The 24,212-nt window shown below is 65.3% G+C and carries 21 protein-coding genes and 1 tRNA gene; 6 read left to right on the forward strand and 16 right to left on the reverse strand.

Annotated features, from left to right (window positions below; genetic code table 11):
- Positions 1–141: 141 nt before the first annotated feature.
- The 9 genes from ACE191_RS08205 to ACE191_RS08245 all read right to left on the reverse strand — a co-directional run bounded on the left by ACE191_RS08205 (position 142) and on the right by ACE191_RS08245 (position 10,276).
- Positions 142–1,026 carry a phytoene/squalene synthase family protein gene (locus ACE191_RS08205; RefSeq protein ID WP_400191710.1) on the reverse strand — a complete coding sequence of 295 codons (885 nt, stop codon included), beginning with the start codon at positions 1,024–1,026 and terminating at the stop codon, positions 142–144.
- A 54-nt stretch (positions 1,027–1,080) separates the two neighbouring features.
- On the reverse strand, positions 1,081–2,589 hold the full coding sequence (locus ACE191_RS08210; protein ID WP_400191711.1) for a phytoene desaturase family protein: 1,509 nt from the start codon (positions 2,587–2,589) through the stop codon (positions 1,081–1,083).
- Positions 2,590–2,760: 171 nt separating this feature from the next.
- Positions 2,761–3,276 carry an RNA polymerase sigma factor gene (locus tag ACE191_RS08215; protein ID WP_400191712.1) on the reverse strand — a complete coding sequence of 172 codons (516 nt, stop codon included), beginning with the start codon at positions 3,274–3,276 and terminating at the stop codon, positions 2,761–2,763.
- Positions 3,277–3,518: 242 nt separating this feature from the next.
- Positions 3,519–4,430, reverse strand: a complete 912-nt coding sequence (locus ACE191_RS08220; RefSeq protein ID WP_400191713.1) for a MerR family transcriptional regulator — start codon at positions 4,428–4,430, stop codon at positions 3,519–3,521.
- Positions 4,431–4,511: 81 nt separating this feature from the next.
- Positions 4,512–4,997 carry a fatty acid hydroxylase gene (locus ACE191_RS08225; protein WP_400191714.1) on the reverse strand — a complete coding sequence of 162 codons (486 nt, stop codon included), beginning with the start codon at positions 4,995–4,997 and terminating at the stop codon, positions 4,512–4,514.
- 182 nt (positions 4,998–5,179) lie between these two features.
- On the reverse strand, positions 5,180–5,989 hold the full coding sequence (locus ACE191_RS08230) for an enoyl-CoA hydratase/isomerase family protein (protein WP_400191715.1): 810 nt from the start codon (positions 5,987–5,989) through the stop codon (positions 5,180–5,182).
- 210 nt (positions 5,990–6,199) lie between these two features.
- The gene (locus tag ACE191_RS08235; protein WP_400191716.1) at positions 6,200–8,476 is read right to left on the reverse strand and encodes a ComEC/Rec2 family competence protein; all 2,277 of its coding nucleotides are present in this window, start codon (positions 8,474–8,476) and stop codon (positions 6,200–6,202) included.
- Positions 8,477–8,579: 103 nt separating this feature from the next.
- A complete protein-coding gene (locus ACE191_RS08240) occupies positions 8,580–9,041 on the reverse strand; it encodes a GNAT family N-acetyltransferase (RefSeq protein WP_400191717.1) in 462 nt (153 codons plus the stop codon).
- A 167-nt stretch (positions 9,042–9,208) separates the two neighbouring features.
- Positions 9,209–10,276 carry a PhoH family protein gene (locus ACE191_RS08245; protein WP_400191718.1) on the reverse strand — a complete coding sequence of 356 codons (1,068 nt, stop codon included), beginning with the start codon at positions 10,274–10,276 and terminating at the stop codon, positions 9,209–9,211.
- A gap of 146 nt (positions 10,277–10,422) precedes the next feature.
- Here ACE191_RS08245 and ACE191_RS08250 point away from each other — a divergent pair, with 146 nt between their 5' ends.
- The 5 genes from ACE191_RS08250 to ACE191_RS08270 all read left to right on the forward strand — a co-directional run bounded on the left by ACE191_RS08250 (position 10,423) and on the right by ACE191_RS08270 (position 12,715).
- Entirely contained in the window at positions 10,423–11,199 is a 777-nt protein-coding gene (locus ACE191_RS08250; protein WP_400191719.1) for an S-adenosyl-l-methionine hydroxide adenosyltransferase family protein, read from the forward strand.
- Positions 11,200–11,315: 116 nt separating this feature from the next.
- Positions 11,316–11,627, forward strand: coding sequence for a putative quinol monooxygenase (locus ACE191_RS08255; protein WP_400191720.1), 312 nt, complete (start codon positions 11,316–11,318; stop codon positions 11,625–11,627).
- Between the two features lie 104 nt (positions 11,628–11,731).
- Positions 11,732–12,271: a Fe-S protein assembly co-chaperone HscB gene (gene hscB, locus ACE191_RS08260; protein WP_400191721.1), complete on the forward strand. Its 540-nt coding sequence runs from the start codon at positions 11,732–11,734 to the stop codon at positions 12,269–12,271.
- 24 nt (positions 12,272–12,295) lie between these two features.
- Positions 12,296–12,377 (forward strand) — tRNA-Leu (locus ACE191_RS08265).
- A gap of 203 nt (positions 12,378–12,580) precedes the next feature.
- Complete coding sequence (locus tag ACE191_RS08270) at positions 12,581–12,715, forward strand: hypothetical protein (RefSeq protein ID WP_400191722.1); 135 nt, start codon at positions 12,581–12,583, stop codon at positions 12,713–12,715.
- Between the two features lie 47 nt (positions 12,716–12,762).
- Here the strand turns inward: ACE191_RS08270 and ACE191_RS08275 are convergent, their stop codons facing one another.
- From ACE191_RS08275 to ACE191_RS08300, 6 genes are all read right to left on the reverse strand, one after another.
- Positions 12,763–13,677 (reverse strand): DUF6929 family protein, encoded by a 915-nt coding sequence (locus ACE191_RS08275; protein WP_400191723.1) that lies wholly within the window; start codon positions 13,675–13,677, stop codon positions 12,763–12,765.
- A 65-nt stretch (positions 13,678–13,742) separates the two neighbouring features.
- The gene (locus tag ACE191_RS08280) at positions 13,743–15,776 is read right to left on the reverse strand and encodes an RICIN domain-containing protein (protein ID WP_400191724.1); all 2,034 of its coding nucleotides are present in this window, start codon (positions 15,774–15,776) and stop codon (positions 13,743–13,745) included.
- 151 nt (positions 15,777–15,927) lie between these two features.
- Positions 15,928–16,134, reverse strand: a complete 207-nt coding sequence (locus ACE191_RS08285) for a hypothetical protein (RefSeq protein WP_400191725.1) — start codon at positions 16,132–16,134, stop codon at positions 15,928–15,930.
- Between the two features lie 330 nt (positions 16,135–16,464).
- The gene (locus ACE191_RS08290) at positions 16,465–17,139 is read right to left on the reverse strand and encodes a response regulator (protein ID WP_400191726.1); all 675 of its coding nucleotides are present in this window, start codon (positions 17,137–17,139) and stop codon (positions 16,465–16,467) included.
- Positions 17,140–17,425: 286 nt separating this feature from the next.
- Positions 17,426–18,733 (reverse strand): amidohydrolase family protein, encoded by a 1,308-nt coding sequence (locus ACE191_RS08295; RefSeq protein WP_400191727.1) that lies wholly within the window; start codon positions 18,731–18,733, stop codon positions 17,426–17,428.
- A 37-nt stretch (positions 18,734–18,770) separates the two neighbouring features.
- A complete protein-coding gene (locus ACE191_RS08300) occupies positions 18,771–21,818 on the reverse strand; it encodes an amidohydrolase family protein (protein ID WP_400191728.1) in 3,048 nt (1,015 codons plus the stop codon).
- Positions 21,819–21,977: 159 nt separating this feature from the next.
- On the opposite strand from ACE191_RS08300, the gene ACE191_RS08305 reads away from it, so the two are divergent.
- Entirely contained in the window at positions 21,978–22,193 is a 216-nt protein-coding gene (locus ACE191_RS08305) for a DUF2945 domain-containing protein (RefSeq protein WP_400191729.1), read from the forward strand.
- Positions 22,194–22,521: 328 nt separating this feature from the next.
- Here the strand turns inward: ACE191_RS08305 and ACE191_RS08310 are convergent, their stop codons facing one another.
- The gene (locus ACE191_RS08310) at positions 22,522–24,069 is read right to left on the reverse strand and encodes an amino acid permease (RefSeq protein WP_400191730.1); all 1,548 of its coding nucleotides are present in this window, start codon (positions 24,067–24,069) and stop codon (positions 22,522–22,524) included.
- Positions 24,070–24,212 lie beyond the last annotated feature (143 nt).

Below are 24,212 nucleotides of genomic sequence, written 5' to 3' on the forward strand. Positions count from 1 at the left end.
GCAAAAACGGTGAGGACCTGGAGCATGGTTGTTGGCTTTTCGTTGTGCGGTGCGGGCTGTTGAATCAGGACTCTGCCTGAGCTGGTACCCATAACGAACCGCGGACGGCGAAAAGCGAAAAACGGGCAACGAAAAACGAACTCAAACGACCCGCAGGCGGTAGCGGAGGTAGGAACTTAGCAGCAGCAGCAGCTTGGTGTTGTCGGGCACGCGCACGCGCCCGGCCAGCACGCGCTCGGCCGGCAGCTGGCGGATTTTATCGAACAGTTTCAGGTAATAGATATAGGCCAGGTACACGCCCAGGCGGGCCGTGCGCGGCAGCTGGCAGATACCCGCGTAGCCGGCCTCGAAGTCCCGGCGGATGTCGGCTTCGATGGCACGCTTGGCCTCGTCATCAAACGCCTCGTAGCGCAAGCCGGGAAAGTACACGCGGCCGCGCTCCTCGTAGTCGGCGCGCAAATCGCGCAGGAAGTTGATTTTCTGGAAGGCGGCCCCCAGGCGCCGCGCCGGCTCGCGCAGCTGCTCGAACTGCTGCTCGTTGCCCTCGCAGAACACGCGCAGGCACATCAGCCCCACCACCTCGGCCGAGCCGTAGATGTACTCGTCGTAGAGCTGCTGGTCGTAGCAGATGTCCTCCAGGTCCATGGCCATGCTGTGCAGAAAGGCCTCGATAAACTCCCGGTCGATGCCGTAGCGGTGCACGGCCAGCTGAAAGGCGTGCAGCACGGGGTTCATGCTGAACTGCGCGTCGAGGGCGCGGTAGGTTTCGTCGCTGAACTCGCGCAGCAGCGCCGCCCGGTCGCGGTCGTGAAAGGTATCTACGATTTCGTCGGCCCAGCGCACGAAGCCATACACGGCGTAGATGGCCGGGTGAAAGCGGGCGTCGAGGGTGCGGATGCCCAGGGTAAACGAGGTGCTGTAGCGCTGGGTGATGAGCGTGCTGCACGCCAGACTGGTCTGGTTAAACAAGGCCACGTGGTCGACCACGGACGGCGGGCGCGAAACGGCGGGCGGGGACGCGGACATGGGAGTTAAGGTTGCGGCAAGGGGTTCTACGGGCAAGTACGCGGGGCGGCTGGACTACGAGTTTCGGCCCGCGGGCGGAAACTCCTTTTCGACCTCGACGGCCACCACCTGCCCCGAGATGAGCGAGGGCGGCATGCCGGGGCCGGGCACGGTGAGCTGACCGGTAAAATACAGGTTACTGACCTTCGGGCTCTTGAGCGTGGGCTTGAGGTTGGCGGTCTGGCGCAGGGTGTTGGCCAGCCCGTAGGCGTTGCCCTTGAAGGCGTGGTAGTCGGCCACGAAATCGGCGTGGGCGTAGCTGCGCCGGTACACCACCGCGTCGCGCACCGACTGGCCGGTGTGGCGCTCCAGCCGCTCCATAATCAGGTCGTAGTAGTGCTGGCGGGTGGCTTCGTCGTCGCCGCCCAGGCCCGGGGCGGTGGGAATGAGCAGGAACAGGTTTTCGCCGCCCGCGGGCGCCACCGTGGGGTCGGTGAGGCTGGGCACCGAGGCGTAGAACAGCGGCCGGCTGGGCCACTGGGGTGCCTCGTAAATCTCGTGGGCGTGCCGGCCGAAGTCCTCGTCGAAGAACAGGTTGTGGTGGCGCAGGTTGCGTAGGCGCTTGTTCAGCCCCACGTAAAACAGCAGCGACGAGGGCGCCATGGTGCGGGTTTCCCAGTACCGGGGCGAGTAGTGCCGGTGCGCCGGGGCCAGCAGCTGCTGCTCCACGTGGTGGTAGTCGGCGCCGGCCACAACGATGTCGGCGGGCTCAAATCCCTCGGCCGTAACCACGCCACTAGCCCGGCCCTGCTCCACGCGGATTTCCCGTACTTCCTGGTTGTACACGAACTCCACGCCCTGCTCCTGGGCCACCTGCACCATGCCGCGCACAATCTCGTGCATGCCCCCGCGCGGGTACCAGGTGCCCAGCGCCAGGTCGGCGTAGTTCATGAGGGAGTACAGCGCGGGCGTGTTCTGGGGCGTGGCCCCGAGGAAGAGCACCGGAAACTCCATCAGCTCGATGAGTTTGGGGTGCTTGAAGAACCTGCGCACGTGCGCGTGCATGCTCTGCAGCAGATCCAGCCGCAGGGCGTCGACCAGCAGGCGCGGGTCGGCAAACTCTAGCAGGGAGCGGCCGGGCTTGCGCACAAACTTGCCCATGCCCACGCGGTACTTGTACTCGGCCTGGCGCAGAAACTCGTCGAGGCGGGCGGCAGCGCCGGGCTCCAGCTGCTCAAACAGGGCACGCAGCTCGCCCATGGTGGCAGGCACGTCGAGGAAGTCCTGCTCGCCAAACACCACCCGGTACGAGGGGTCGAGGCGCACCAGGTCGTAGAAGTCGGCGGGGCGGCGGCCGTAGCGGGCAAAGTAGTCCTCAAACACGTCGGGCATCCAGTACCAGCTCGGGCCCATGTCGAAGGTGAAGCCCTCGGCCCGAAACACCCGGCCGCGGCCGCCGGGCCCATCGTGCTTTTCGAGCACGCGCACACGGTAGCCGCGCTGAGCCAGGGCTGTGGCCGCCGAAATGCCCGCGAAACCGGCGCCGATAACGAGAACCTGGGGAGAAGTAAGAGGTGCGCTCAACGAACTGAAAAGTGAAATGACGGGGGCAAGCTACTACGAAGCACCGGCGCCGGCTTTCGGCCGCACCGGGCAACCCAACGCTGAACGGGAAAAAAAGGCCGCAAGCCACGCCCACCCAAAGTGGTTGCAGCTTGCGGCCCGGCACGCTTCCGACGCGAATACTCCTTCCCCCTACGCGCCGGGAGCGTAAACCTTCAGCGCACCCTTGAGCTCCTTGCGGGCAATGTGGATGCGGTTCTTGACGGTACCAATGGGAATCTGCAGCTTCTCCGCAATTTCCTGGTACTTATAGCCGATGTAGTACATCATAAACGGCGTGCGGTACTCGTGGCCCAGGTGGGCAATGGCCTCGTTGATGTCCGTCACCACGAAGTCCGACTGCGCCCCGTTGTGGGTGATGTAGTTCTCGTCGGTGTTGAAGTACTGGAAGTACTCGGTGGTATCAATGTTGGAGTTGCGCTTCGTTATCTTGTTGTAGTTGTTGATAAACGTGTTGCGCATGATGGTGTAGAGCCAGGCCTTCAGGTTGGTTCCCGCCTTGAACTTGTCTTTGTTCAGCAGGGCCTTGAGCAGGGTTTCTTGCACCAAATCTTTGGCATCATCCGCGTCGCGGGTGAGGTTCATCGCTACCGGCCGCAGCGAGTAGGAAATTTTCTGGACTTGGTCGGTAAACTCCAAGGAAGTCATACGCTTGTTTAGCTTTTCGTGACCAAAAGTTAAACAAACATACGCAACCGCTGCCTAAGCATACGCAGTCACGCCGTTTTTTTTGCCCTCTTTCGGCAAACACCCCAAAACGGGCGGCGAACTTCTGCATCTAGCCGATGAAGGCTTAGGCTGGTGCGACCAAACTACCCCAAGGGCGGAGGAATGGATTTTAATCTATTTTTAATAATCTGATAACAAACCACTTATGGAGACAGATCATTCTAACTCTGCCGCCCAGCCAGGCTTGCTTCGCGTTGCTGCTCAGTCCACTGGATAAAGTCGGTAATGCGCTGCAATCGGCTGAAGCCGGGCGGCAGTACCAGCTCGGGCTGATGCACCAGCGGGCCGTAGAGCACAAAGCGTACCCCGGGGCAGCTGGCGGCCAGCTCCTGCACCAATGCCGGCACCCGCTCGCGCTCGGGCACGGTGGTCAGCACCGTAGCTGCGTATTCGGGCTGGTAACAGCGGCAGGTGCTGGCCAGATCGGCCAGGGGCAGGTTGGGGCCCAGGTACAACACCCGGCAGCCCCGGGCGCGCAGCAGGTAGTTCATAAACAGCAGGGCCAGCTCGTGCAGCTCACCCTCGGGCAGGAAGAGCAGCCAGCGCGGCGCGTCGGCCGCGGCTACCGGCGGCAGGGCATCGGCGGCGGCCAGCAGCTTCTGGCGCAGCAGGTGCGAGGCCATGTGTTCCTGCGCCGGGTTCAGGCTGCCGGTTTGCCAGAGCACGCCCACCCTCTGCAGAAAAGGGTACACGATACGCAGCATCGTTTCCTCAAACCCCAACTCCCCGATTGCCTGCGTGAGCCCGCCGTTGAAGCGCGCCTCGTCGAGGTCGAGGGTCGCCGTGAGCAGAGCCGTGATTTGCGGGTTGTAGAGGTGCGGCTCGTCGCAGCAGGCGGCCACGGCCTGGCACAGCTCCTGCTCCGAAAGGCTGGCTACCTGCGAGATGCGCTGTCCCCGCTCGCAGAGGGTAGCTACGTTGAGTAGGCGGCGCAGGTCGGCGTCGCAGTAGGTGCGGATGTTGGTGGCCGTGCGCACCGGCCGCAACACGCCGTAGCGCTGCTCCCACATCCGAATGGTGTGGGCCTTGATGCCGGACAGGCTTTCCAGGTCTTTGATCGAAAAATGCCCCACGAATTTTTGAGAAGTTAGAGCTTAGACGGTTAGACCCCGGAATGAGCGTATTGAATGACTTTGCTGGGCAATGGATGAGCTTCAGTTTGCTGATCTAACCGGCTCGGCCCTGGGTTTGCGGCGGGCCAGCGCAAAATATTTGGGCGACACCCACAGCAGGCCGAACTCCTGGCTGCCGTCGCGCCCGGTGGTTTTGTGGTGCATCTTATGCGCCATGTTCAGGGCCCGCAGGTAGGCGTTGTGGGTGTGCTTCCAGAAGGGCAAGCGGCGATGAATCAGCACGTCGTGCACCAGGAAATATAGCGTACCGTAGCTGGCAATGCCCACACCCACCCAGTAGCGCCAGTCCTTCTCGGGCCCGCCGTACACCATAAAAAGCATGGAGAGGCCCCCGTAGAACAGGAAAAAGAAGTCGTTGCGCTCGAAGCGGTGGGGGTGCCGCACGTGGTGCGAGCGGTGCAGAAACCACAGGGGCCCATGCAGCACGAATTTGTGCATGAACCACGCCACGAACTCCATACCCAGAAACGTAACGGCCGCCAGGGCCGCGCCAGCCAAGAGAGTCATGGTGTGCTAACCGGCTGCCGGACTTGTTGTTTGCAAATTGAACCAGCCGCATACTGCTTTCCAAAGCCGGGTGGATGCGTTGCGGGCTCCGGTTCGCAGTGGCTCAAACGCAGAAGTGCCACGGCTTTGGGCCGTGGCACCATTTGCAGCGGGCCGCCAGCGCGGCCGGGCGCACTTTCGGGCTAGTTCCACTGGATCTTTTCCTTGCTCAGGAAGGCCGCAATGCCGCGGCGGCAATCCTCCGAGCCGCGGGCCTCGGCGTTGAGCCGGGCAGCGTAGCGCAGGCTTTCCTCTAGGGGCAGCTCGGGAATGCGGCCGATCATTTCCTTGGTCACTTCCATGCTCTGGGCCGAGTTTTCGACGCACAGGCGGCGGGCAAAGCGGTACACGTGCTCGGCCAGCTCGTGGGCGGGCACCACTTCGTTGATGAGGTTGAAAGCCGCGGCCTTCTCGGCCGATACCACGTCGCCGGTGAGCAGCAGCTGCTTGGTGCGCGCCTCGCCGATCTTGCGCAGCAGGAACACGCTCACGATGGCGGGCAGAAAGCCAATTTTCACCTCGGTATAGCCGAATTTGGCCTCGGGCACGGCAAAAGCAAAGTCGCAGAGCGTGGCCAAGCCGCAGCCGCCGGCCAGGGCGTGGCCCTGTACCTGGGCAATGACGACCTTCTTGAGCGTGTAGATCTGGTGAAACAACTGCATCAGGTGGGTCGAGTCGGCCAGGTTATCGGTGTAGCCGAAGCCCTGCAGCTCCTGAATGTAAGCCAGGTCGGCGCCGGCGCAGAAGGCCGGGCCCTCGGCGCGCAGCACTACCACCTTGCAGGCCGGGTCGTTTTCCGCGTATTCAAAAGCCAGCTTGAGTTCCGAAACCAGCTCGGAGCTCAGGGCGTTGCGTTTTTCGGGGCGGTTGAGCGTGATGTAGCCGACGGCTTCGTGCGCTTCGTAGCGGATGTACTGCAGCGCTTCCAGCTCCTGGGTAGCCATATCTTCCATGAGTTGCTTGCGTGAACGGGGTGTGAGGGGCGCCGGGGCACGTATTTCCGGGAAGGAAACGGGCAGCAACGGCCCGGCGTGCGACAGCTGCCCCAAGGGCGCAGGTCAAACCTAACAAAAATGATGCGACAAAATACGCGGCACGCGCGCGGCGTCGGGATGAGCCCTATTTACGAAATACTTCGCGTTTCGGTCGGCCTCGTTGCAATTCTACTCGGCCGCCCGGCTCCCGCGGGTTGCCTGCTCGCCGGTCAGGGGCTGCACCCAGGCGCCCTGCATGGTCACGTCGTGCACGCGCAGGCCGGCGGCCCGCAGCGGCGGGCCGAGCTTCTCCACGTACCAGCTGCGGCACGACGAGTCGAACACCACCTGCACGCGCGGGCCGAAGGTGGCGCGCAGGTGCTCGGGCTTCACCCAGGCGTTGCGGCGCAGTACCACTATGTCGACCGGCACCGGCCGCTGCCCCGCCCACAGCCGGTTGCTCACCCAGGCCACCCGGCAGCCGTGCCAGCTCAGCAGCACCGGCCCTTCGGCACCCAGGCGGCGCACGGCCAGCTCCCGGGCGGGCCAGCCCGCCACGTAGCGCACCCGGCGGTTGCCGCGCGCGGTCAGGCCCGGCAGCACGCGGTAAGTTTGCTCGGTGTGGTTGAGCGGCAGCGAGTCAGGCGTGAGCACCAGGGCCGCCGCGCCGTCGTGCAGACCTAGCGCCGAGCGCCGCGGAATGCTGTAGATGATGAGCCGGCGGTCGGCGGCTATTTCGCGGGCGGCCACCACCCGGCTGCCCACAAATACCAGCCCCACGGCCGCCACGGCCCCGAGCCAGGCCAGCCGGCGCCAGGCCAGAAAGGCCAGCCCCAGGGCAATGAGCAAGTACAGCAGCCAGGCCTGCGCGGGCGAGAGGTAAATGCCCTGCAGCAGCGCCCCGGGCAGGGAGTTGCCCACCAGCAGGATGTACTCGTTGAAGCACCAGATCAGCTTTTCGAACACCCAGCCCACGGCCCGCGGCACCACCAGCAACCCCGGCCACTCCAGCTGCGCCGCCAGCCACTCCAGGGGCAGGGCCACGGCCTGCAGCAGCAAGCCCACGTAGAGCGCCACCGATGAGATAGGCACGGCTATCAGATTGGAGAGCAGGAAGTTTAGCGGAAATTGGTGAAAGTAAAACAAGCCCAGCGGAAACGTGGCGACCTGCGCGGCCAGCGACAATGCCACCGCCTGCCACACCGCATCAAACGCCCAGGCCGTGCGGCCCAGCAACTGTTGGCGCCAGCGCGGCTGCCAGGGCCGGCGCTGCCGGGCGGCCCACTCCTGGGCGTCGAACCAGCGGGCAATGCGCGGCTGCAGGTACACAATGCTGAGCACGGCCAGAAACGAGAGCTGAAAGCCCACGTCTACCACCAGGTAGGGGTCGTAGAGCAGCAGGCAGAAGGCGGCCACGGCCAGGGTGTTGTACATGTTGCTTTGCCGCTCCCAGGCTTTGGCCGAGGCCACGAAGGTGAACATGACCGCCGCCCGCAGCACCGAGGCCGACAGCCCGGTGAGAAAGGCGTAGGCCCAGATAACCAGCAGCCCCAGCGCCGCCGACCAGTAGCGGAAGCCGCGCAGGTGGCCGAAAAAGCGGCTCAGGATGAGTTGCAGCACGGTAAACAGCAGCCCCACCTGCAGCCCCGATACGGCCATGATGTGGGTGGTGCCGGTGTTAGCGTAGGCCTGCTTGGTTTCGGCGTCCACGTCGTCCTTCAGGCCCAGCACCAGGGCATCGGCAATGGCAAACTCGCGCGGCGCCCGCACGTAGCGCCGGAATACGCTATCGAGCTGCCGGGCGGCGCCGATGCTGTAGTGCCGCAGCCAGTTGGGCGGCGCGAAGGCCAGCACCCGGTACTGATCGGGGTGCACGAACTGCTGGTGGAAGATCTGGTGGTAGCTCAGGTAGCGGCGGTAATCAAACTCGCCGGGGTTAAGCGGGGCCTTGGCCGGCGCCGGGCTGCCGCGCACCAGCCACACCTGGCCGTAGCGGGGTTCCTGCGCCCCGGCTTCGTAGCGCGGCACGGAAATGCGCACCCCGCCCCGGGCCGAATGCCACTGCCCGGCTACCCGTACGGCCGACACGCGCAGGGTAGTGGCGTAGGTTTTGGGCCGGATGACCGGGGTGTCGTCAACCACGGCGCGGTAGAACTCAATGTTCGGCCAGCGGTAGAGGTGGTCGGCGTAGCGGCTTTCGGTGGCTTGCTGTGCGGCCACGGTGCCGGCCAAGGCCGTAACCAGCAGTGCCAGCAGCCCCAGCGCATCGGTAGCGCCCGCGCCGGCGCGCTGCCCGGCCCAGAGGTGCAGCGCCAGGTACAGGGGCACGGCCGCCAGCAGCCAGGGCAGCAGCTCCGGCAGCGTCGCGCCCCAGTGAAACCAGAAAACAATGCCCGCCAGCAAAGCCAGCACGAGGCGCACCGCCGGATGGGTGGCCCACGGAATAGTGGTAGCCCGGATACTCATGGCTGAATCGGCAAAATAATAATTCCCTAAATCGTACAGCGCCACCGCAGCGGCGCTGTACGATTTAGGGAAATAATTTCAGCCGGGCAAGGCTCCGCCCCGGTTACTGCTCAGCGGGTCGCCACTGCATCCGGTAGTGCTCGATGCCGGCTTCGGTAAACTGCTCTCCCACCGTGACGAAGCCATGCCGCCGGTAAAAGCGCACGGCAGCCAGTTGGGCGTGCAGATACACCACGGCGTCGGGGTGGGCGGCCTGCACGTCGCGCAGCACCGCCCGCAGCAGCGCCGCGCCCACCTGCTGATTGCGGTACGCGGCCAGCACGGCAAAGCGCTCCAGTTTCACCCCCTGGTCGGTGCGTCGCCAGCGGGCCGCCCCGCACGGGGTGCCGTCGGCGGCGCGGGCCAAATAATGCACCGCGTTGGCTTGATCGTGCTGGTCGTGCTCTTTGCTGGCGGGTACGCCCTGGCCTTCCACGAATACCCGGTGGCGAATGGCAAAAGCGGCGGCGAGGTCTTCAGGCGAGCTGACGCGCTGCGCGGATACGGAGAATGGTTCGGAGTTCACGGCTGGGATGGTCGATTAACTAGCAGGGCCTTGCGCCAGCAGCGGGCCAACTGGGGAATGCTCAGCTGACCCGCGCCGAAACGCAGGCGCACTAAAAGTAGTGGTGCCACAACTTTTAGAGTCGTGGCACCACCTATGCACTGGCCTGCTCCGATGAACCCGGGGTGTTAAGCCTGCTCGTGGTTGACGGGCAGCTCCTCACTGGGCAGATCCTCGTTGGGGCGCTGGCCGGGCTGGTAGTAGCGGGCGGGGCGCACCGGGCGCTCGGCCTGGGCGCGCTGCTGGTCGGCGTCGTGCTTGTCGTAGGCCAGCACGATCTGCTTCACCAGGCGGTGGCGCACCACGTCCTCGGCGGTCATTTCCACGAAGCCGATGCCGGGCACCTCCTGCAGAATGTCCAGGGCCTGAATCAGCCCCGACTTCTGCTTGGTGGGCAAATCCACCTGGCTTCGGTCGCCGTTCACCATCACCTTGGCGTTCGGGCCCATGCGGGTCAGAAACATCTTCAGCTGCGAGGGCGTGGTGTTCTGCGCCTCGTCGAGCAGCACGAAGGCGTGGTTGAGCGTGCGGCCGCGCATGTACGCCAGCGGGGCAATTTCGATGGTCTTGTTCTCGAGGTAGAACTTGAACTTCTCGGGCGGCAGCATATCCTCCAGCGCGTCGTAGATCGGGCGCAGGTAGGGGTCGACCTTCTCCTTCATGTCGCCGGGCAGAAAGCCCAGACTTTCGCCGGCTTCCACCACGGGGCGCGAGATGATGATTTTCTTGACCTCCTTATTCTTGAGCGCCCGCACGGCCAGGGCCACCGATATGTAGGTTTTGCCGGTACCGGCCGGCCCGAGGGCAAACACCAAATCGTTTTTGAGCACGGCATCGACCAGGCGCTGCTGGTTGGCCGTCTTGGCCTTGATGATGCCGCCCTTGGCCCCGAACAGAATTACGTCGGGCGAGGCCGCCATGCGCGCGTCCTCCAGCTCGTCGTCGGAGGAGCCCAGAAACTGCGACACGGTTTTGTCGGTCACCTGCCCGTACTGGTGATAGTGCTCGATGAGCGAGGACAGGATGTCGTTGATGCGCTGGATAACGGCCGTCTGGCCCTGGATTTTAATCTCGTTGCCGCGCGAAATGATTTTGCTGCCGGGGAAGGCGGCCGCCAGCTGGCGGATATTCTGGTTGTCGGGCCCTAAGAAGTCGATGAGCGACACATTCTCGAGCGTAATGACTTTTTCGACCAAGCTACAGGGGAGAAAAAAGCGCCCAAAGCGCCGTGGGAGAACAAATACGGCCCAGGTGCTGAGCGGTCAGTCCGGGCCGATTGCCTACTTTTGCCGCCTCTGCAGTGGGCTCAAACAATAGTACGCATTCTTCTCTAAAACGGTCAATGGGCCTGATTACGTTCCTTTCGGACTTTGGCTACCGCGACCATTACGTGGCGGCGGTGAAGGCCCGGCTGCTGGGCCTGGTGCCCGCCGTGCCGGTGCTCGACCTCACCCACGCCATCGAGCCCTACAACGTGCCCCACGCCGTGCACGTGCTCGGGGCCGTCTTCGCCGACTTTCCCGCCGGCACGGTGCACCTGATTGGCGTCGATGACCACGGCGGCGCGCGCCGCGGCTGGGTAGCGGCCAGCTGGCGGGGCCACTACTTCGTGGCCGCCGACAACGGCATTCTGACGCTGCTCACCGACGCCCGTCCCGACGACGTGGTGCGCCTGCCCACGCCCGCCGAGTGGCCCGCCTCCCCCACCCGCGACGTGCTGGCGCCCGCCGCCGCGCACCTGGCCCAGGGCCACTCGCTTACCGACCTGGGCCCGCTGGGCACCGAGCTCAACCCGCTCGTAAACCGCCAGCTGCGCTTGCAGGACCACCGCATCACCGGCCACGTGGTGCACGTCGACCACTACGGCAACCTGGTTACCAACATCACCCGCACGGCCATCGAAGCCGTGGGCCACGGCCGGGCCTGCACCGTGCACTTTGCCCGCGAGTCGGTGCGCGGCTTTGCGCCTCACTTCCAAGCCGTGGACCCCGGGGACGTAGCCTGCGTGTACAACGGTCAGGGCGCGCTCTGCATCGGCGTCAACCAGGGCCACGCCTCCGAGCTGCTGGGCCTGCACTTCGACTCGCAGGTGGACGTGCGGTTTGCGGTGAATGAGTGATTACGCGAATGAGTGAAGTGCCCGTTCATTCTGTTCTTCCCCCCGAAAACTTTTGTATGGCGCCTGCTGCTGATTCACTCAATCACTCATCCGCTCATTCCCCACTGATAAGAATCGTGCGCCTGACGTTTCGGCCCGAGGCCGTGCCCGAGTTTCTGCGCGTGTTCCGCAACTCCGAGGACCGCATCCGCCAGCAGCCGGGCTGCCGCCGCATGGAGCTCTGGCAGGATGCCGACCAGCCCCACGTGTTCTGCACCCACAGCCACTGGAACTCGGCCGCCGACCTCGAAGCCTACCGCCGCTCGACGCTGTTCGGGGAAGTGTGGCCGGCCACCAAAAAGCTGTTTGCCGCTCCGCCCCTGGCCTTTTCGGTCCACCCCGTGACGGCCGCCACCGCCCAGCTGCCCCCGCCCGATTCGCAGCCGTAACCCTGATTTCTCACCGTGCTTCCGCCGTTATGTTTCAGCCTGGCGGGAGCTTTTCGCGTTGAGGCGGTTCTACCCCTGCCGGGCCGCCCCCCGACGTTCTGCCCATGTCCCAACCCGACTATTTCGCCTTCTACGAGCTGCCCGAGAGCTTTTTGCCCGACGAAAAAGCCCTCAAATCCAAGTACTACGCGCTCAGCCGCCAGTACCACCCCGATTTTCACGCCACGGCCGCGCCCGAGCAGCAGCAGCGCATGCTGGAGCTGTCGACGCTGAACACCAACGCCTACCGCACGCTTTCCGATTTCGACCAACGCCTGCAGTACATTCTGCAGCGCCACGGCCTGCTGGAGGAAGGCAAGCAGGAGCTGCCGGCGGACTTTCTGATGGAAGTTATGGACCTCAACGAGCAGCTCATGGAGCTGGAGTTTGAGCCCGATCCGGCGGTAGCCGCGCGCGTCACGGCCGAGGTCAACCGCCTTGACGCTGAGCTGGAAGCCGCCGCCCGCCCCGTGCTCGAATCCTATGCCGAACAGCCCGCTGACCAGCGCCTCGGTGCCTTGCAGCGCGTGCGCACCTATTACCTGAAACGCCGCTACCTGTTGCGCATCCGCGAAAGTCTGGCTAAGTTTGCCTCCCGTTCCTGAACAACCTGCCGGGTTGTTCGTCTTGCCCAGATGGCGGAATCGGTAGACGCGTTGGTCTCAAACACCAATACCGCAAGGTGTGCCGGTTCGACCCCGGCTCTGGGTACTTTTTAGCAGAACCAGGCGAGCCTGGCCAGGCGCTCTAATTAGACGCTCGGCCAGGCTCGCTTGATTTTTTGCCTCTTGGGCAGCACCGCTAGCGTATTGTAGAGGGCGTCCGCTCCCGATCAGCTCCCCGTTTACCGCTACCTGAGCGACCAACTAGCCCGGCTCAGCGGCTCGCCCCTGGTTGGCCAGCTCTGCCGGGCCGTGCGCGCTGAGCGCGGCCAGTGCATCCGCGGGCGCAATGGCGCCATGCTGGTGATGTTTGATTCGGGTCCGACCCTGGTGCTGGCCCAGCAGTTGCGCAAAGTGGCCTCGGCTGAATCCGGTACCTCCGAATGATGGCAGCTAGCTCTGCTGCTTAGACGCCTTATAAGGCCGTCAAGGCTCTAAAGGCTCAGCTCAACCACCAGCGCCGTGGAGCCACCCGCATCGTCGTCGGTGACCAGCAACAGTTCGTAGCGACCGGGCCCCAGCTGGCGGCGCACGGTTACGCTCTCGACCTTACCCAGATACGGCTGTCCGCCCGGCAGCTCCAGGCGCGTCAGATGAGCGGTGGTCAGGTCGCGGCGGTCCTGCGGGTCAAGCCAGCCCACGAAGCTGCCCAGCACGGCGCCATCGGCTACGGCGTCGACCGTGTCTTCGACCGAAGCCGTAACGAACAGCTTGTTCTGAAAGCCGGAAGCGCCCGAAAAACCCGCGGGTTTGCCGTTGATGGCAGGCAGCTGGTAGCGCTGGACCTGAAAAGCGGGCACCTGGTTGCTGCGGTGGCGCAGCAGCGCCAGGGCTGGCTCCAGCGGACAGCGGTAGAGCAGGTTGCCCAAATCGGTGCCCACGCTACGCTGCAGCAGAAACAGCTCATCGGCCGTGGTAGCGGCGGCCTCCAGGTTCAGCACCAGCCCGGCGGGCAACTGGCGCCGCATGCTTTGGTAGAGCGCCGACAACGACAGCGGAAACACGCCCGCGGCCCCGGGCTGCGCCCGCGCCAGGTTCACCCAGAACCCGGTTTCGCGGGCCGGCGTGGCTCCCGAGCCCAGCGCCAGCAGGCCATACTCGCCGTCGGCGGTGGTCACGGCCGTGAGGCATTCCAGGTCGGGCTTCAGGTCCTTGGGAATGCGGCCGGAGCTGAAATGCGCGGTTTCAAACAGCGTAACGGGCTGCCCGGGCTGAAAGGTGGCGGCGTTGAGGCAGTACAGCAAGGGCGAATCGTCGCCGATGACGTAGGCTACCTCGCCGATGGCCTCGATACCCGAAGCCGACGGCAGCCCCGGCAGGGGCAGTTGGCGCACAATGGCAGCGTTCATGAGCAAATACCAAAGAGTGGAGGCCGCAACATACGCAAGGCCCGCATCGGCCGCCAAGCAGGCCTTTACTTGACGATGGTGAACTCGACGCGGCGGTTGAGCTTACGCGTTTCCTCCCGCTCGTTGCTGGCCCGGGGCTTCGAGCCGCCAAAGCCCACCGTGGCAATGCGCTCGGCCCCAATGCCGCGGCTCACCAGGTAGCGCTTCACCTCGGCCACGCGCTCCTCCGAGAGCTGCTGATTTTTGTCGGCGGGTCCTACGTTGTCGGTGTGGCCCTCCAGGCGGATGCGCACGGTGGGGTTGTCGCTCAGGGTGCGGGCCAGGCGGTTGAGCTCGGCGTAGGAAGCGGGCAGCAGGCCCGACTTGCCCTGGGCGAAGATCAGCGTGGGCAGTTCCAGCCGGGCGCCTACGGCCGCGGGCACCACCAGCAGTTCCAAGCGCGTGGGGCCGGTTACGTTGACGGTGTCGGTGGCCGTGAGAAAGCCGCCGGCCGTAGCTACCACGCGGTAGCGCCCGGGCAGCAGCGTAAACTGAAAGGTGCCGCCCGCGGCCTCGCTGCGGCCGGTAGCACTGAAGGCCACTTCGCCGCCCAGACGCTGGGCTTTCACCTCGGCGGCCACGGGCTTGCGGGTAGCGGCGTCGAGCACACGGCCCTGTACCACGCCCCGGGCCGGTGTGGCGGCTACCGGCGGCGCGGCCGGCACCGAATCGGGCGGGGCAGCGTCGGTGGCGGCGCGCACGAGGTCGGCGGGGCCGTTTACGGTGCGGGCGCTGGCGAAGTAGGCCTGCTTGCCGTCGGCGCTGAGCTGGAAGTAGGCGTCGAAGCCGGGACCGTTGACCTGGGGCCCCAGGTTGCGCGGCTCGCTCCACCGGGTCCACGATTCGTCAAGGCGCCGGCTCACGAAGATGTCGGCGCCGCCGTAGCCGGCGTGGCCGTAGGAGGCGAAATACAAAGTCTTGCCGTCGGGCGTGAGCCAGGGCGCAAACTCGAAGCCGGGCGAGTTGACGCTGGCCCCCAGGCTCTGCGGCTCGCTCCAGTTGCCACTGCCATCGGGCCGGCTCAGGTACAGGTCGTTGCCGCCCTGCCCGTCGGCGCGCTCCAGGCTCAGGAGCAGCAGCTGCCCGTCGGGAGTAGCGTAGAAGGTGGTGGAAGTGCCGGTGGAGTAGTAGTTACGGATGTTCAGGGGCTCGGGCCGGCTCCAGCCCTTGGCCGTTTGCGCGGTGCGCGACACGCCCTCGTCGCGCGAAGTGCCGTCGCGGGGGGCGTACTGGCCGCGCACGAGCAATGCCTCGCCGCCACCGAGCACCGCCTGCACGCCGTTGTGCTGGGGCGTGTTGAGCGCATCGAGGCGGGTGGCCGGGCTCCAGGTCTGGCCCTGATCGGTGGTCTGGCTCGTCCAGATGTCGCCCGATTCGGTGTTGCCTTCGGTGTTGCCGGCAAAGCGGGTGCGGGCGAAGTACAGGGTTTTGCCGTCGGGCGTGAGCACCGGGTGCAGCTCGTTGGCGGCGGTGTTGATAGCGGCGCTCAGGGGTGTGGCCCGGCCGTAGGCGTTGGCGTTGTCGGCCAGCCGCAGCTGCAGGGCAAACACCCGCCACTGCTGCGTGGCCCGGCCCTGGTAGCGCTGGGCCACCACGGCCACGCCGTTGGTTTTATCGGAGGCCGCCACGGCCAGGCAGAACTCGTTGCCCCGGTTCAGCAGCTGCATACTGCCGGCCGGGCCGGCCGCCACGGCTTTCCACTGCTGGTACACGCCGCCCGAGTAGGGCCGTTGCACCACGGGGGCGTTGTCGGTGGGCTTTTCCACGGTCAGGCACTTGCCGCTGTGGCGGGCCTCGATGCGAAACCACTCGCTGCCCGCACTCACCCGCACGAAGCGCCACTGTTGGCTGTGGGCCTGGGTAAACTCCCACTGCACCACGGCGGCGCCGGCCTCGTTGGAGGCGCCCAGTACGTCGAGGGCGCGGCCGCTGCTGCGGGCCACTACGCCGTGCCAAATACCCTCCTGCACCGCGGGCAGAGCCTGCGCCGACGCCTGCGGGGCCATCAGCAGCCAGTACAACCACAAACCGGCCCAAAGCCGGTCAAAACGAATTTTCATGCACGCGGCACAACTGGTCCGGCTCGCAAGTTAGCCGAAACTGCGGGGCCCGGCTTAAACGCAACCGCGCCGCTGCTCCTGGCCGGAGGAGAGCGGCGCGGTTCACGGAAGAACGGTTCAGAACCCAGCGGGTTCGGCGGCCAGCCGGCACTTAGCTGACGGCGTTGGCGATGTACTTGAAGCGGACAAACTTTTCGTTTTCGTAAATGGCCGTGAAATGACCGCTGCTGCCTTTATCGACGGCGCGGTCGGTACTGTGGCGGGCCTGGCTTGCAGAGTTGGCGGTGGGCACGGCCGGGTAGGCACCGGGAATTACGCCCGGTACGTGGCAGATGAAGGATAGAATTTTGGAGGCCATAGTCGTTTTTGGTGAAGTGGTGGTGGAAAAGAGGCTGGAGCGGGGTACTAGCACTAGTAAGTAAGTCGGCCGACTTATCAAGATCATGTTGTTTAAACATCATTTTCTTGAATGATGCTAAGATAGCAGAATAATTAACGGCAAGGCTATCCGTGGTATCCCGCAATTTTTTTATCCGTGCTAGCACGGATAAAGCTGACCGTACCCGCGTCCATTTGCTCCAATAGGCTTTTTATTCCGGCGCCGCCCCGTTAGGTCGCGGGCGGCCACGCGCATAAAAAAGCCACCGTCGGGGTGGCCAAGTCGGGGGCAGCTTGCGTACAAGTCGGTTCAGCTGATGAGCTTGTGACGCAGGGCGTACTGAATCAGGCCCACAATGGACTTGGACTTGGTTTTGGTCAGGATGTTTTTGCGGTGGCTTTCCACCGTCCGCTCACTGATGAACAGCTTCTGGGCAATGTGGGAGTTGGAGTACTCGAAGGCAATGAGCTGCAGGATTTCTCGCTCCCGGGCCGTCAGCTCCACGGGCGGCTCCTCGCGCTCGGTGGCTCCAAGGCCGGGCAGGCGCAGGTTCTGCAGCAGGGCGTCGCCCACCTCGCGGCTGAAGTAGGTGTGCCCCATCCCGACCTGCTTGATGGCCTCGATGAGCTCCTCGCGGCTGCTGCTCTTGAGCAGGTAGCCCGCGCCGCCGGCGGCTAGCACCTCGGCCACCGAGGTCGGGTCGTGGTTCATCGACAACGCCAGCACGCGCACCAACGGGGCCTGAGCGCGCAGGGCGCGCGTCAGCTCGGGCCCGGCCAAGCCACCAGCCATGTTCAAATCGACAATGGCGACCTGCACGGCGGGCAGTTGCTGCAGGCAGCGCAAGGCCTCGGCGCCGCTGCTGGCCTGGGCCACCACCCGGATGCCGGGCTCGTGGCGCAGCAGCGTCTTGATGCCTTCAACCACCATGGGGTGGTCGTCGACCAGCAGCACATCGATGGGTTCCGGTAGAAGTTTGCTCATGGAGTCTGCGCTTCTGCCCCGATAAGGCGGTTCTGGGCATCGTCAGCGGCCGGCCGATGCCGGTGGAACGCCCGACCACGCCGCCCCGGGCCACCGCCGAAGAGAAAGGTAAGCGTTGCCCATAGAATATTCAACGTCTTGCCTTCTGTCGGCATTATTTATTTTAAACAAGAAAATTTTGATTCATACGCATAAAAAATTCTAAGTACTCATAATCAATTCATAACCACGCAAAACGCCGCCCGGCGCAAAACCGGACGGCGTCGGGGGCAACGGAGCGGAAATCTTACCGGCCGTACTTGCCGCTGAACTTCTTGTTTAGGTAGGTCTGCTTGTTGTCGAGGCTGAAGGCGCGGCCGTCGATGTAGGCGCGGGTCACGTTGTTGGTGCGCATGTCGAGCAGGTCGCCGGTGCTGATGACCAGCGTGGCGCTTTTGCCGGTTTCCAGGCTGCCGTAGTTCTGGTCGAGGCCCAGGATGCGGGCCGGACTCAGCGTCACCGCCGTCAGGGCCTGTTCCTTGGAGAGGCCGAAGTTGGCGGCGGTGCCGGCAATGAAGGCCAGGTTGCGCGAGCCGGCCACTTCCATGTCGCCCTGGTAGTCGAGGCAGAACGGAATGCCGGCCTGCTGCAGCAGCGCGGGCAGCTTGTAGGGCAGGTCGTAGTCGTCGTCGGGGCGGCGGGGCAGGGCGTGCACGCGCGACAGCACCACCGCCACGTTGTTCTGCTTGAGAAAGTCCAGGGCCATCCAGGCGTCGCGGGCGCCCACTACGGTCAGCTTCTGCACGCCCAGGCGCCGGGCAAAGCGCACCGCCTCCACGATTTCCTTGCCGTAGTCCACGTGCAGGTACAGGGCCTTGCTGCCGTCGAACAGGCCACCCAGGGCTGCGAGACGCAGGTTTTCACGGCGGCCGGCGGGCAGCTGCCGGTAGGCGGCGGCCTCGGTGAGCAGGCTTTCCAGCTCGCGCAGCTGGGCGGCGCGGGCGTCCTGGCGCTTGGCGAGGGCGGCCGCGTCCTCGGCCGGGTTCAGGCGCAGCACCATGGCCGGCCAGTTCAGGTGCAGGCCCTCGTCGGCTTTCACGGCCGCGTCCTGCCAGTTCCAGGCGTCGAGCTGCACCACCGAGCTTTGGCCCGACAGCAGGCCGCCGCGGGGCGTCACCTGTGCCAGCAACACGCCGTTGGTGCGCACGGTGGGGATGATTTCCGAGTCGGTGTTGTAGGCAATGAGGGCGCGCACGTTGGGGTTGAGCGTGCCCACCTCCCGCTCGTCGACGGTGGCGCGCACGGCATCGATTTCGGTCAGGCCAATGGTGCTGTTGGGCAGAATCAGGCCGGGGTAGATGTGCTGGCCGCGCACGTCCACCACCTCGTAGGCCGTGCGGTCGAGCGTGAAGCCCGGCTGGGCGCCGGCGTAGGTCAGCCGGCCCTTATCAAAGGCCACGGCCGCATCGGGCACCACGGTGCCGTTGCCCACGTGCAGGGTAGCGCCCAGCAGCAGCACCGGCTTGGCCTGCGGGCCGGCCGGGGCGGGCACCTGCGCCCGCGCGGCGCCGGCCAGCAGCAGGGCCAGGGAAAGAAGTTTCAGGGAGAGTCGCATGGAGTCTTACTTGAGAATAGAAAGCGGGCCGCCGGCCTTACTGGTCGAGTTCCTTTTCCTCGCCCACGGTGTCGCAGTGGAAGTGGCCGGGGGCGCGCTGCACGGCGCTTTGGGTGGGGGCGCCGGCTTTTTTGGCGTCGAGCATTTTCTGCACCAGGCGCTGGCGCTCCTGCTGCAGCTCGCGGCGCAGCTGCTGGTCGGTGTCGAGGCTGAACAGCTGGCGGCCGTCGACGAAGGTGCGCTCGGCGCGGGCGTAGATGCTCAGCGGGTGGTCGGTCCAAAGCACCAGGTCGGCGTCCTTGCCCGCGCGGATGCTGCCCATGCGCTCGTCGAGGTGCAGCATGCGGGCCGGGTTCAGGGTCACCAGCTTCAGGGCTTCTTCTTCCGAGAGGCCGCCGTACTTCACCGTTTTGGCGGCTTCCTGGTTGAGGCGGCGGCTCATTTCGGCGTCGTCGGAGTTGATGGCCACGTTCAGGCCGGCGCGGTGCATGATGGCCGCGTTGTGGGGAATGGCGTCGCGCACCTCGTTCTTGTAGGCCCACCAGTCGGAAAACGTGCTGGCGTTGGCCCCGTGGGCCTTCATTTTGTCGGCTACTTTGTAGCCCTCCAGGATGTGGGTGAAGGTGTTGACCTTGAAGCCCAGGCGCTCGGCCACGCTCAGCAGCATGTTAATCTCGCTCTGCACGTAGCTGTGGCAGGTGATGTGGCGCTTGCCTTCCAGAATTTCCACCAGGGCTTCCAGCTCCAGGTCGCGGCGCGGGGCGGGGGTTTTCTTTTGCCTGCCGCGGCCCAGCTTGCGGTAGGCGGCCCACTCCTGCTGGTACTCTTTGGCCCGGGTGAAGGCATCCACGAACACCTGCTCGGTGCCCATGCGCGTCTGCGGGAAGCGCAGCACGTTCAGCTCGCCCCAGTTCGACTGCTTCACGTTTTCGCCCAGGGCAAACTTGATGAAGCCCGGCGCGCCCTCGATTTTCAGTTGCTCGGCGGCCATGCCCCAGCGCATTTTAATCAGGGCCGATTGCCCGCCGATGGGGTTGGCCGAGCCGTGCAGCAGTTGGGCGGCCACCACGCCGCCGGCCAGGTCGCGGTAGATGTCGATGTCCTCGGCGTCAACCACGTCGCCGATGCTGACTTCGGAAGTCACGGCCTGGGTACCTTCGTTCACGCCCTCGCTGATGGCCAGGTGCGAGTGTTCGTCGATGATGCCGGCCGTGAGGTGCTTGCCGGTGCCGTCGATGGTGCGGGCCTCCTTGGGGGCGCTCAGGTTTTTGCCCACCTGGCGGATTTTGCCGCCGCTGATGAGCACGTCGGCGCCCTCCAGCCTGCCGTCTTTTTCATTAGTCCACACCGTGGCGTTCTTGATGAGCACCGTTTCCTGGGCGGGCAGCGTGGGACGGCCGTAGCCGCCAAAGGGAAACAGCAGGGTACCCAGCTGCACCGGCTCGGGGGTCTTGGCCGAGTCGCGGCGGGCCGAGCGGGTAGCTTCCTCCAGGCGGCGGGCCGTCCACTTCACCGGCGTCGCGTCGGGCAGCTGCCCGTCGCCCTGGAAGCTGCGGCTGTCGGCGGTGTAGTAGCCGCTCAGGCGCACGGCGGCGTTTTTGGCCTTGGACTGCTGGGCAAACACCAGCGTGGCCAGGTCGCCGCTCACGCTCAGCGTGCCGCGCACCGTGTCGCGGGGGCTGAGCACCACTTTCAGCTCGGGCGCCTCGGGCTTGCCGGCCACCAGCAGCCGGCGCTCGGGCTGGCCGCTCACCTGCAGGGTGTACACGCCGCGGTAGTCGGCCGGCAGCTCGCTCAGCTGGTAGCGCTGGCCCTGCACCCAGTTGTCGAGCAGCACGTTGTCGTCGGCAAACAGGCGGCCCGAGCACACTAAAAAGTTGGCCAGCAGCCCGGGCCGCAGGGCACCCACCTGGTCCTGGGCGCGCAGCAGCTCGGCGGGCGTGGCGGTGAGGGCGCGCAAAGCTTCCTGCTCCGAGAGGCCGTGGCGGATGGCCACGCGCAGGTTGGGCAGAAACTTCTTTTTGTCTTTGAGGTCGGCGGCCGAGAGGGCAAAGCGCACTCCGGCCTGGCTCAGCAGCGCCGCGTTGGCCGGGGCCATTTCCCAGTGCTTGAGGTCGGCAAGGGCGATGCGCGTGGCGTCGTACACGTCGTCGACCTGGTAGGCATCGGGAAAGTTGAGGGTGAGAATGAGCGGGGCGCCGCTGGCCTTCACCTCGGGCAGGCGCTGGTACTCGTCGCCGCGGCCCTTGATGATGTACTGCACGCCGAACTCGTCGCCCAGCTTATCGGCCCGCAGCAGGCTTTGCTTGTCGCGCACCTCGAAGATGGCGGGCAGGCGGCGCTGCTCGTTGAAGGCCCGCAGCGAGAGGTTCTGCTCTTTCTGCGGGTTGCGCTGGTTCCAGTCGGCGTCGAGGTAGGTCTGGCGCAGCAGCGCGATGGAGCCCATCAATGACGAGGGGTAGTCCTGGGTGCTGCTGCCCTTGTCGAAGGAAAAGCCGGCGGCGGCGCGGTCGAGCAGCAGCACGTCGGTTTCGCGGCGGTCGGTGCGCAAACTCACCAGCGCGGCCGTGCCGCGGGCCAGGCCATCGGGCTGCTGGGTGAGCACGGCCCCGAAGCCTAGCTTGCGGTAGGCGTCGGCCTGCTCGTCGCTGACCTTGAACTGCTCGGCGGCGTGGGTTTCGGGGTGCACGGCCTGGTTCCAGTCGTAGGCCCCGGTTTTCTGGCTCTCGAACTGCGGCCCGGCGCGGCGCCCGGCGCGGTTGGCCACGGCCGGCGCGGGCAGCCCGTAGCTGGTGGACACGTCGACGAAGCCGGGGTAGATGTGCTGGCCGCGCATATCCTGGACCACGGCGCCGGCGGGCACTTTCACTCCCCGGCCCACGGCCTCGATGCGCCCGTCGCGAATGACCAGCGTGGCGTCGGTGAGCGTGGTTTGGTAGTCGGGGTGAATGGTGGCGTGGGTGAAGGCGTAGAGGCCGGGCCGCTCGTCGTACACGCCGTTGCGCGGGTACGTAACCTGGGCCCGGGCCGGGCTGCCCGCGGCCAGCAGCGCCGCCAGGCCCAGCAGCCGGAGAGAGTGGGACATGGAAAAATTCGGTGGGGAGTGAAAGAGCTGAATGCCCTAAAGTAGCACCCGGCGCGGCCCCCGCCGCTACGCCCGGGGCGCGGGCGGCCACCTTCCGGGGGCATCGGCCGTAAACTGAAGCGCTTAGGTTTCATTCTTCTCCTCTCCCCGCTTTCTGCCATGATGCGCAAGGGCACCCTCGTCAGCTGGAAATACGGCACCGGCACGGCCACCGGCAAGATTGCCGAAGTACACAAGGAAACCGTGTCGCGCCCGCTGCAGGGCACCACCATCACCCGCCACGGCTCGGCCGACAACCCCGCCTTCCTCATCGTGCAGGACAACGGCCACCGGGTGCTCAAGCTCCGCAGCGAGGTGCAGCCGGTGGCCCGCTGAGCCCGGCGCCGCCCGCCGGCCCCGCACGACGCTCGTGCCGCGGGCCTGGGCCAGCTCTGGCACAAACGATTTTATTTTTTGGGGTTTGTGCCAGAGCTGACACAAACGATTCTTTTTTCCGGCGTTTGTGCCAGCCTTGGCGCAAACGATTTTATTTTCTATGGTTTGCGCCAAGGCTGGCACCCCCAATGTTCTTTTTCGGCGTTGGTGCCCGGCCGGGCTCCGCGCGCCGGACCGCTCCGCGCTGCGGCGGGCCCATACACGCCAAAAGCCCCGCCGGAGTGCGTCCGGCGGGGCTTTGCAGGTGCTGATAAGCGACTGAGCCGGCTTATTCGTGCACCACGACTTTGTCCATTTCCGAGGGCATCACCACGATGCCCTGCTGCAGCTTGGAGTTGCGCTTGCCGTAGATGAAGTACACCAGGAAGCCCAGCAGCATCCAGCCCACGGCCAGCTTCAGCGTGTTGGCGTCCAGGGCCATAATCATCAGCAGGCAGATGGCCGCGCCCAGGAACGGCACCAGCGGGAAGCGCGCCGACGAGAGCGGCGAGCGGAACGGCCGCGGCTGCTCGGGGTTGGAGCGGCGCATCAGCCACACCCCGATGGACACCAGCACGAAGGCCAGCAGCGTGCCAAACGAGGTAAGGTCGCCGGCCAGGGAGCCGGGCACGAAGCCCGCAAACAAGCCCACGAACACCAGCAGCGCCAGGTTCGACTTGTAGGGCGTCTGGTACTTGGGGTGCAGCTCCGAGAAAGCCTTGGGCATCAGGCCGTCGTTGGCCATGGAGAAGAACACGCGGCTCTGGCCCATGAGCATTACCAGAATAACCGACGAGAAACCAGCCAGGATGGCCACCGTCACGGCCGTGCTCAGCCACTCAAAGCCGGGCATGTGCTCCTTGATGGCGTAGGCTACCGAGGCTTCGCCGCCCTTGGCCGGGTCGGCAAACTCGCGCCAGTTGGCCACGCCCGTCAGCACGTGGCCGAACAGGATGTAGAGCACGGTGCACACGGCCAGCGAGCCAAGGATGCCGATGGGCATGTCGCGCTTGGGGTTCTTGGCTTCCTGAGCGGCGGTGGATACGGCATCGAAGCCGATGAAGGCGAAGAACACGATGGCGGCCCCGCCGAGAATACCGCCCCAGCCGTGCTTGTTCCAGGCCGTGTATTCGCGCACTACTTTACCGGCCGCGTTTTTCACCGGCTCGGCGTTTTCGGGAATCAGGTAAGGCGTGTGGTTGGCGGGGTCGATGAACTGCCAGCCTACGGCGATGAACACCAGCACGATGGCCACTTTCACCACCACGATAATGGAGTTGAACATGGCCGACTCCTGCGTGCCCTTAATCAGCAGCAGGCTGAGCATGATGACGATAAACAAAGCCGGCAGGTTGATGATGCCGCCGCCGCCCTCGTCCCAGGGCGAGTGGCTCAGGCTATAGGGTATACTGGTGCCAAAGACCTGCAAAAGCTTGTTGAGGTATTCACTCCAGGCAATGCTCACGGTTGCGGCGCCCAGGGCGTATTCCATAATCAGCGCCCAGCCAATAACCCAGGCCACAAACTCGCCCATGGTGGTGTAGGCGTAGGTGTAGGCCGAGCCGGCAATGGGAATCATGGCGGCAAACTCGGCGTAGCACAGGCCGGCGAAGGCGCAGCCGATGGCGGCCACGATGAAGGCCAGCGTCACGCCCGGGCCCGAAGCCTGCGCGGCGGCGGCGGCAGTGCGCACGAACAGGCCGGCGCCGATGATGGCCCCGACGCCCAGCGCGACGAGGTTGGCCGCGCCCAGCGTGCGTTTCAGCGTGCCGTGGCCGGAGGAGTTGGCCTCGCCCAGCAGCTGGGCGAGTGGTTTCTTGGCGAAAATGTTTGCCATCGAAAGGGTAAGTTGGAGAGAAGTTGGTCGTGGCGGGCTGCCGCGGGGAGCCGACAGGCCCGGGGCCGAATATAGGCAGAATCCGGCTTGGCGCGGCGGGCAGCGGCCCGCCGGAAAACCGCGGCCGACTTTCCCGGGCCGTT

It is taken from the genome of Hymenobacter sp. B81, from assembly GCF_044628455.1.
Classification (GTDB): Bacteria; Bacteroidota; Bacteroidia; order Cytophagales; family Hymenobacteraceae; genus Solirubrum.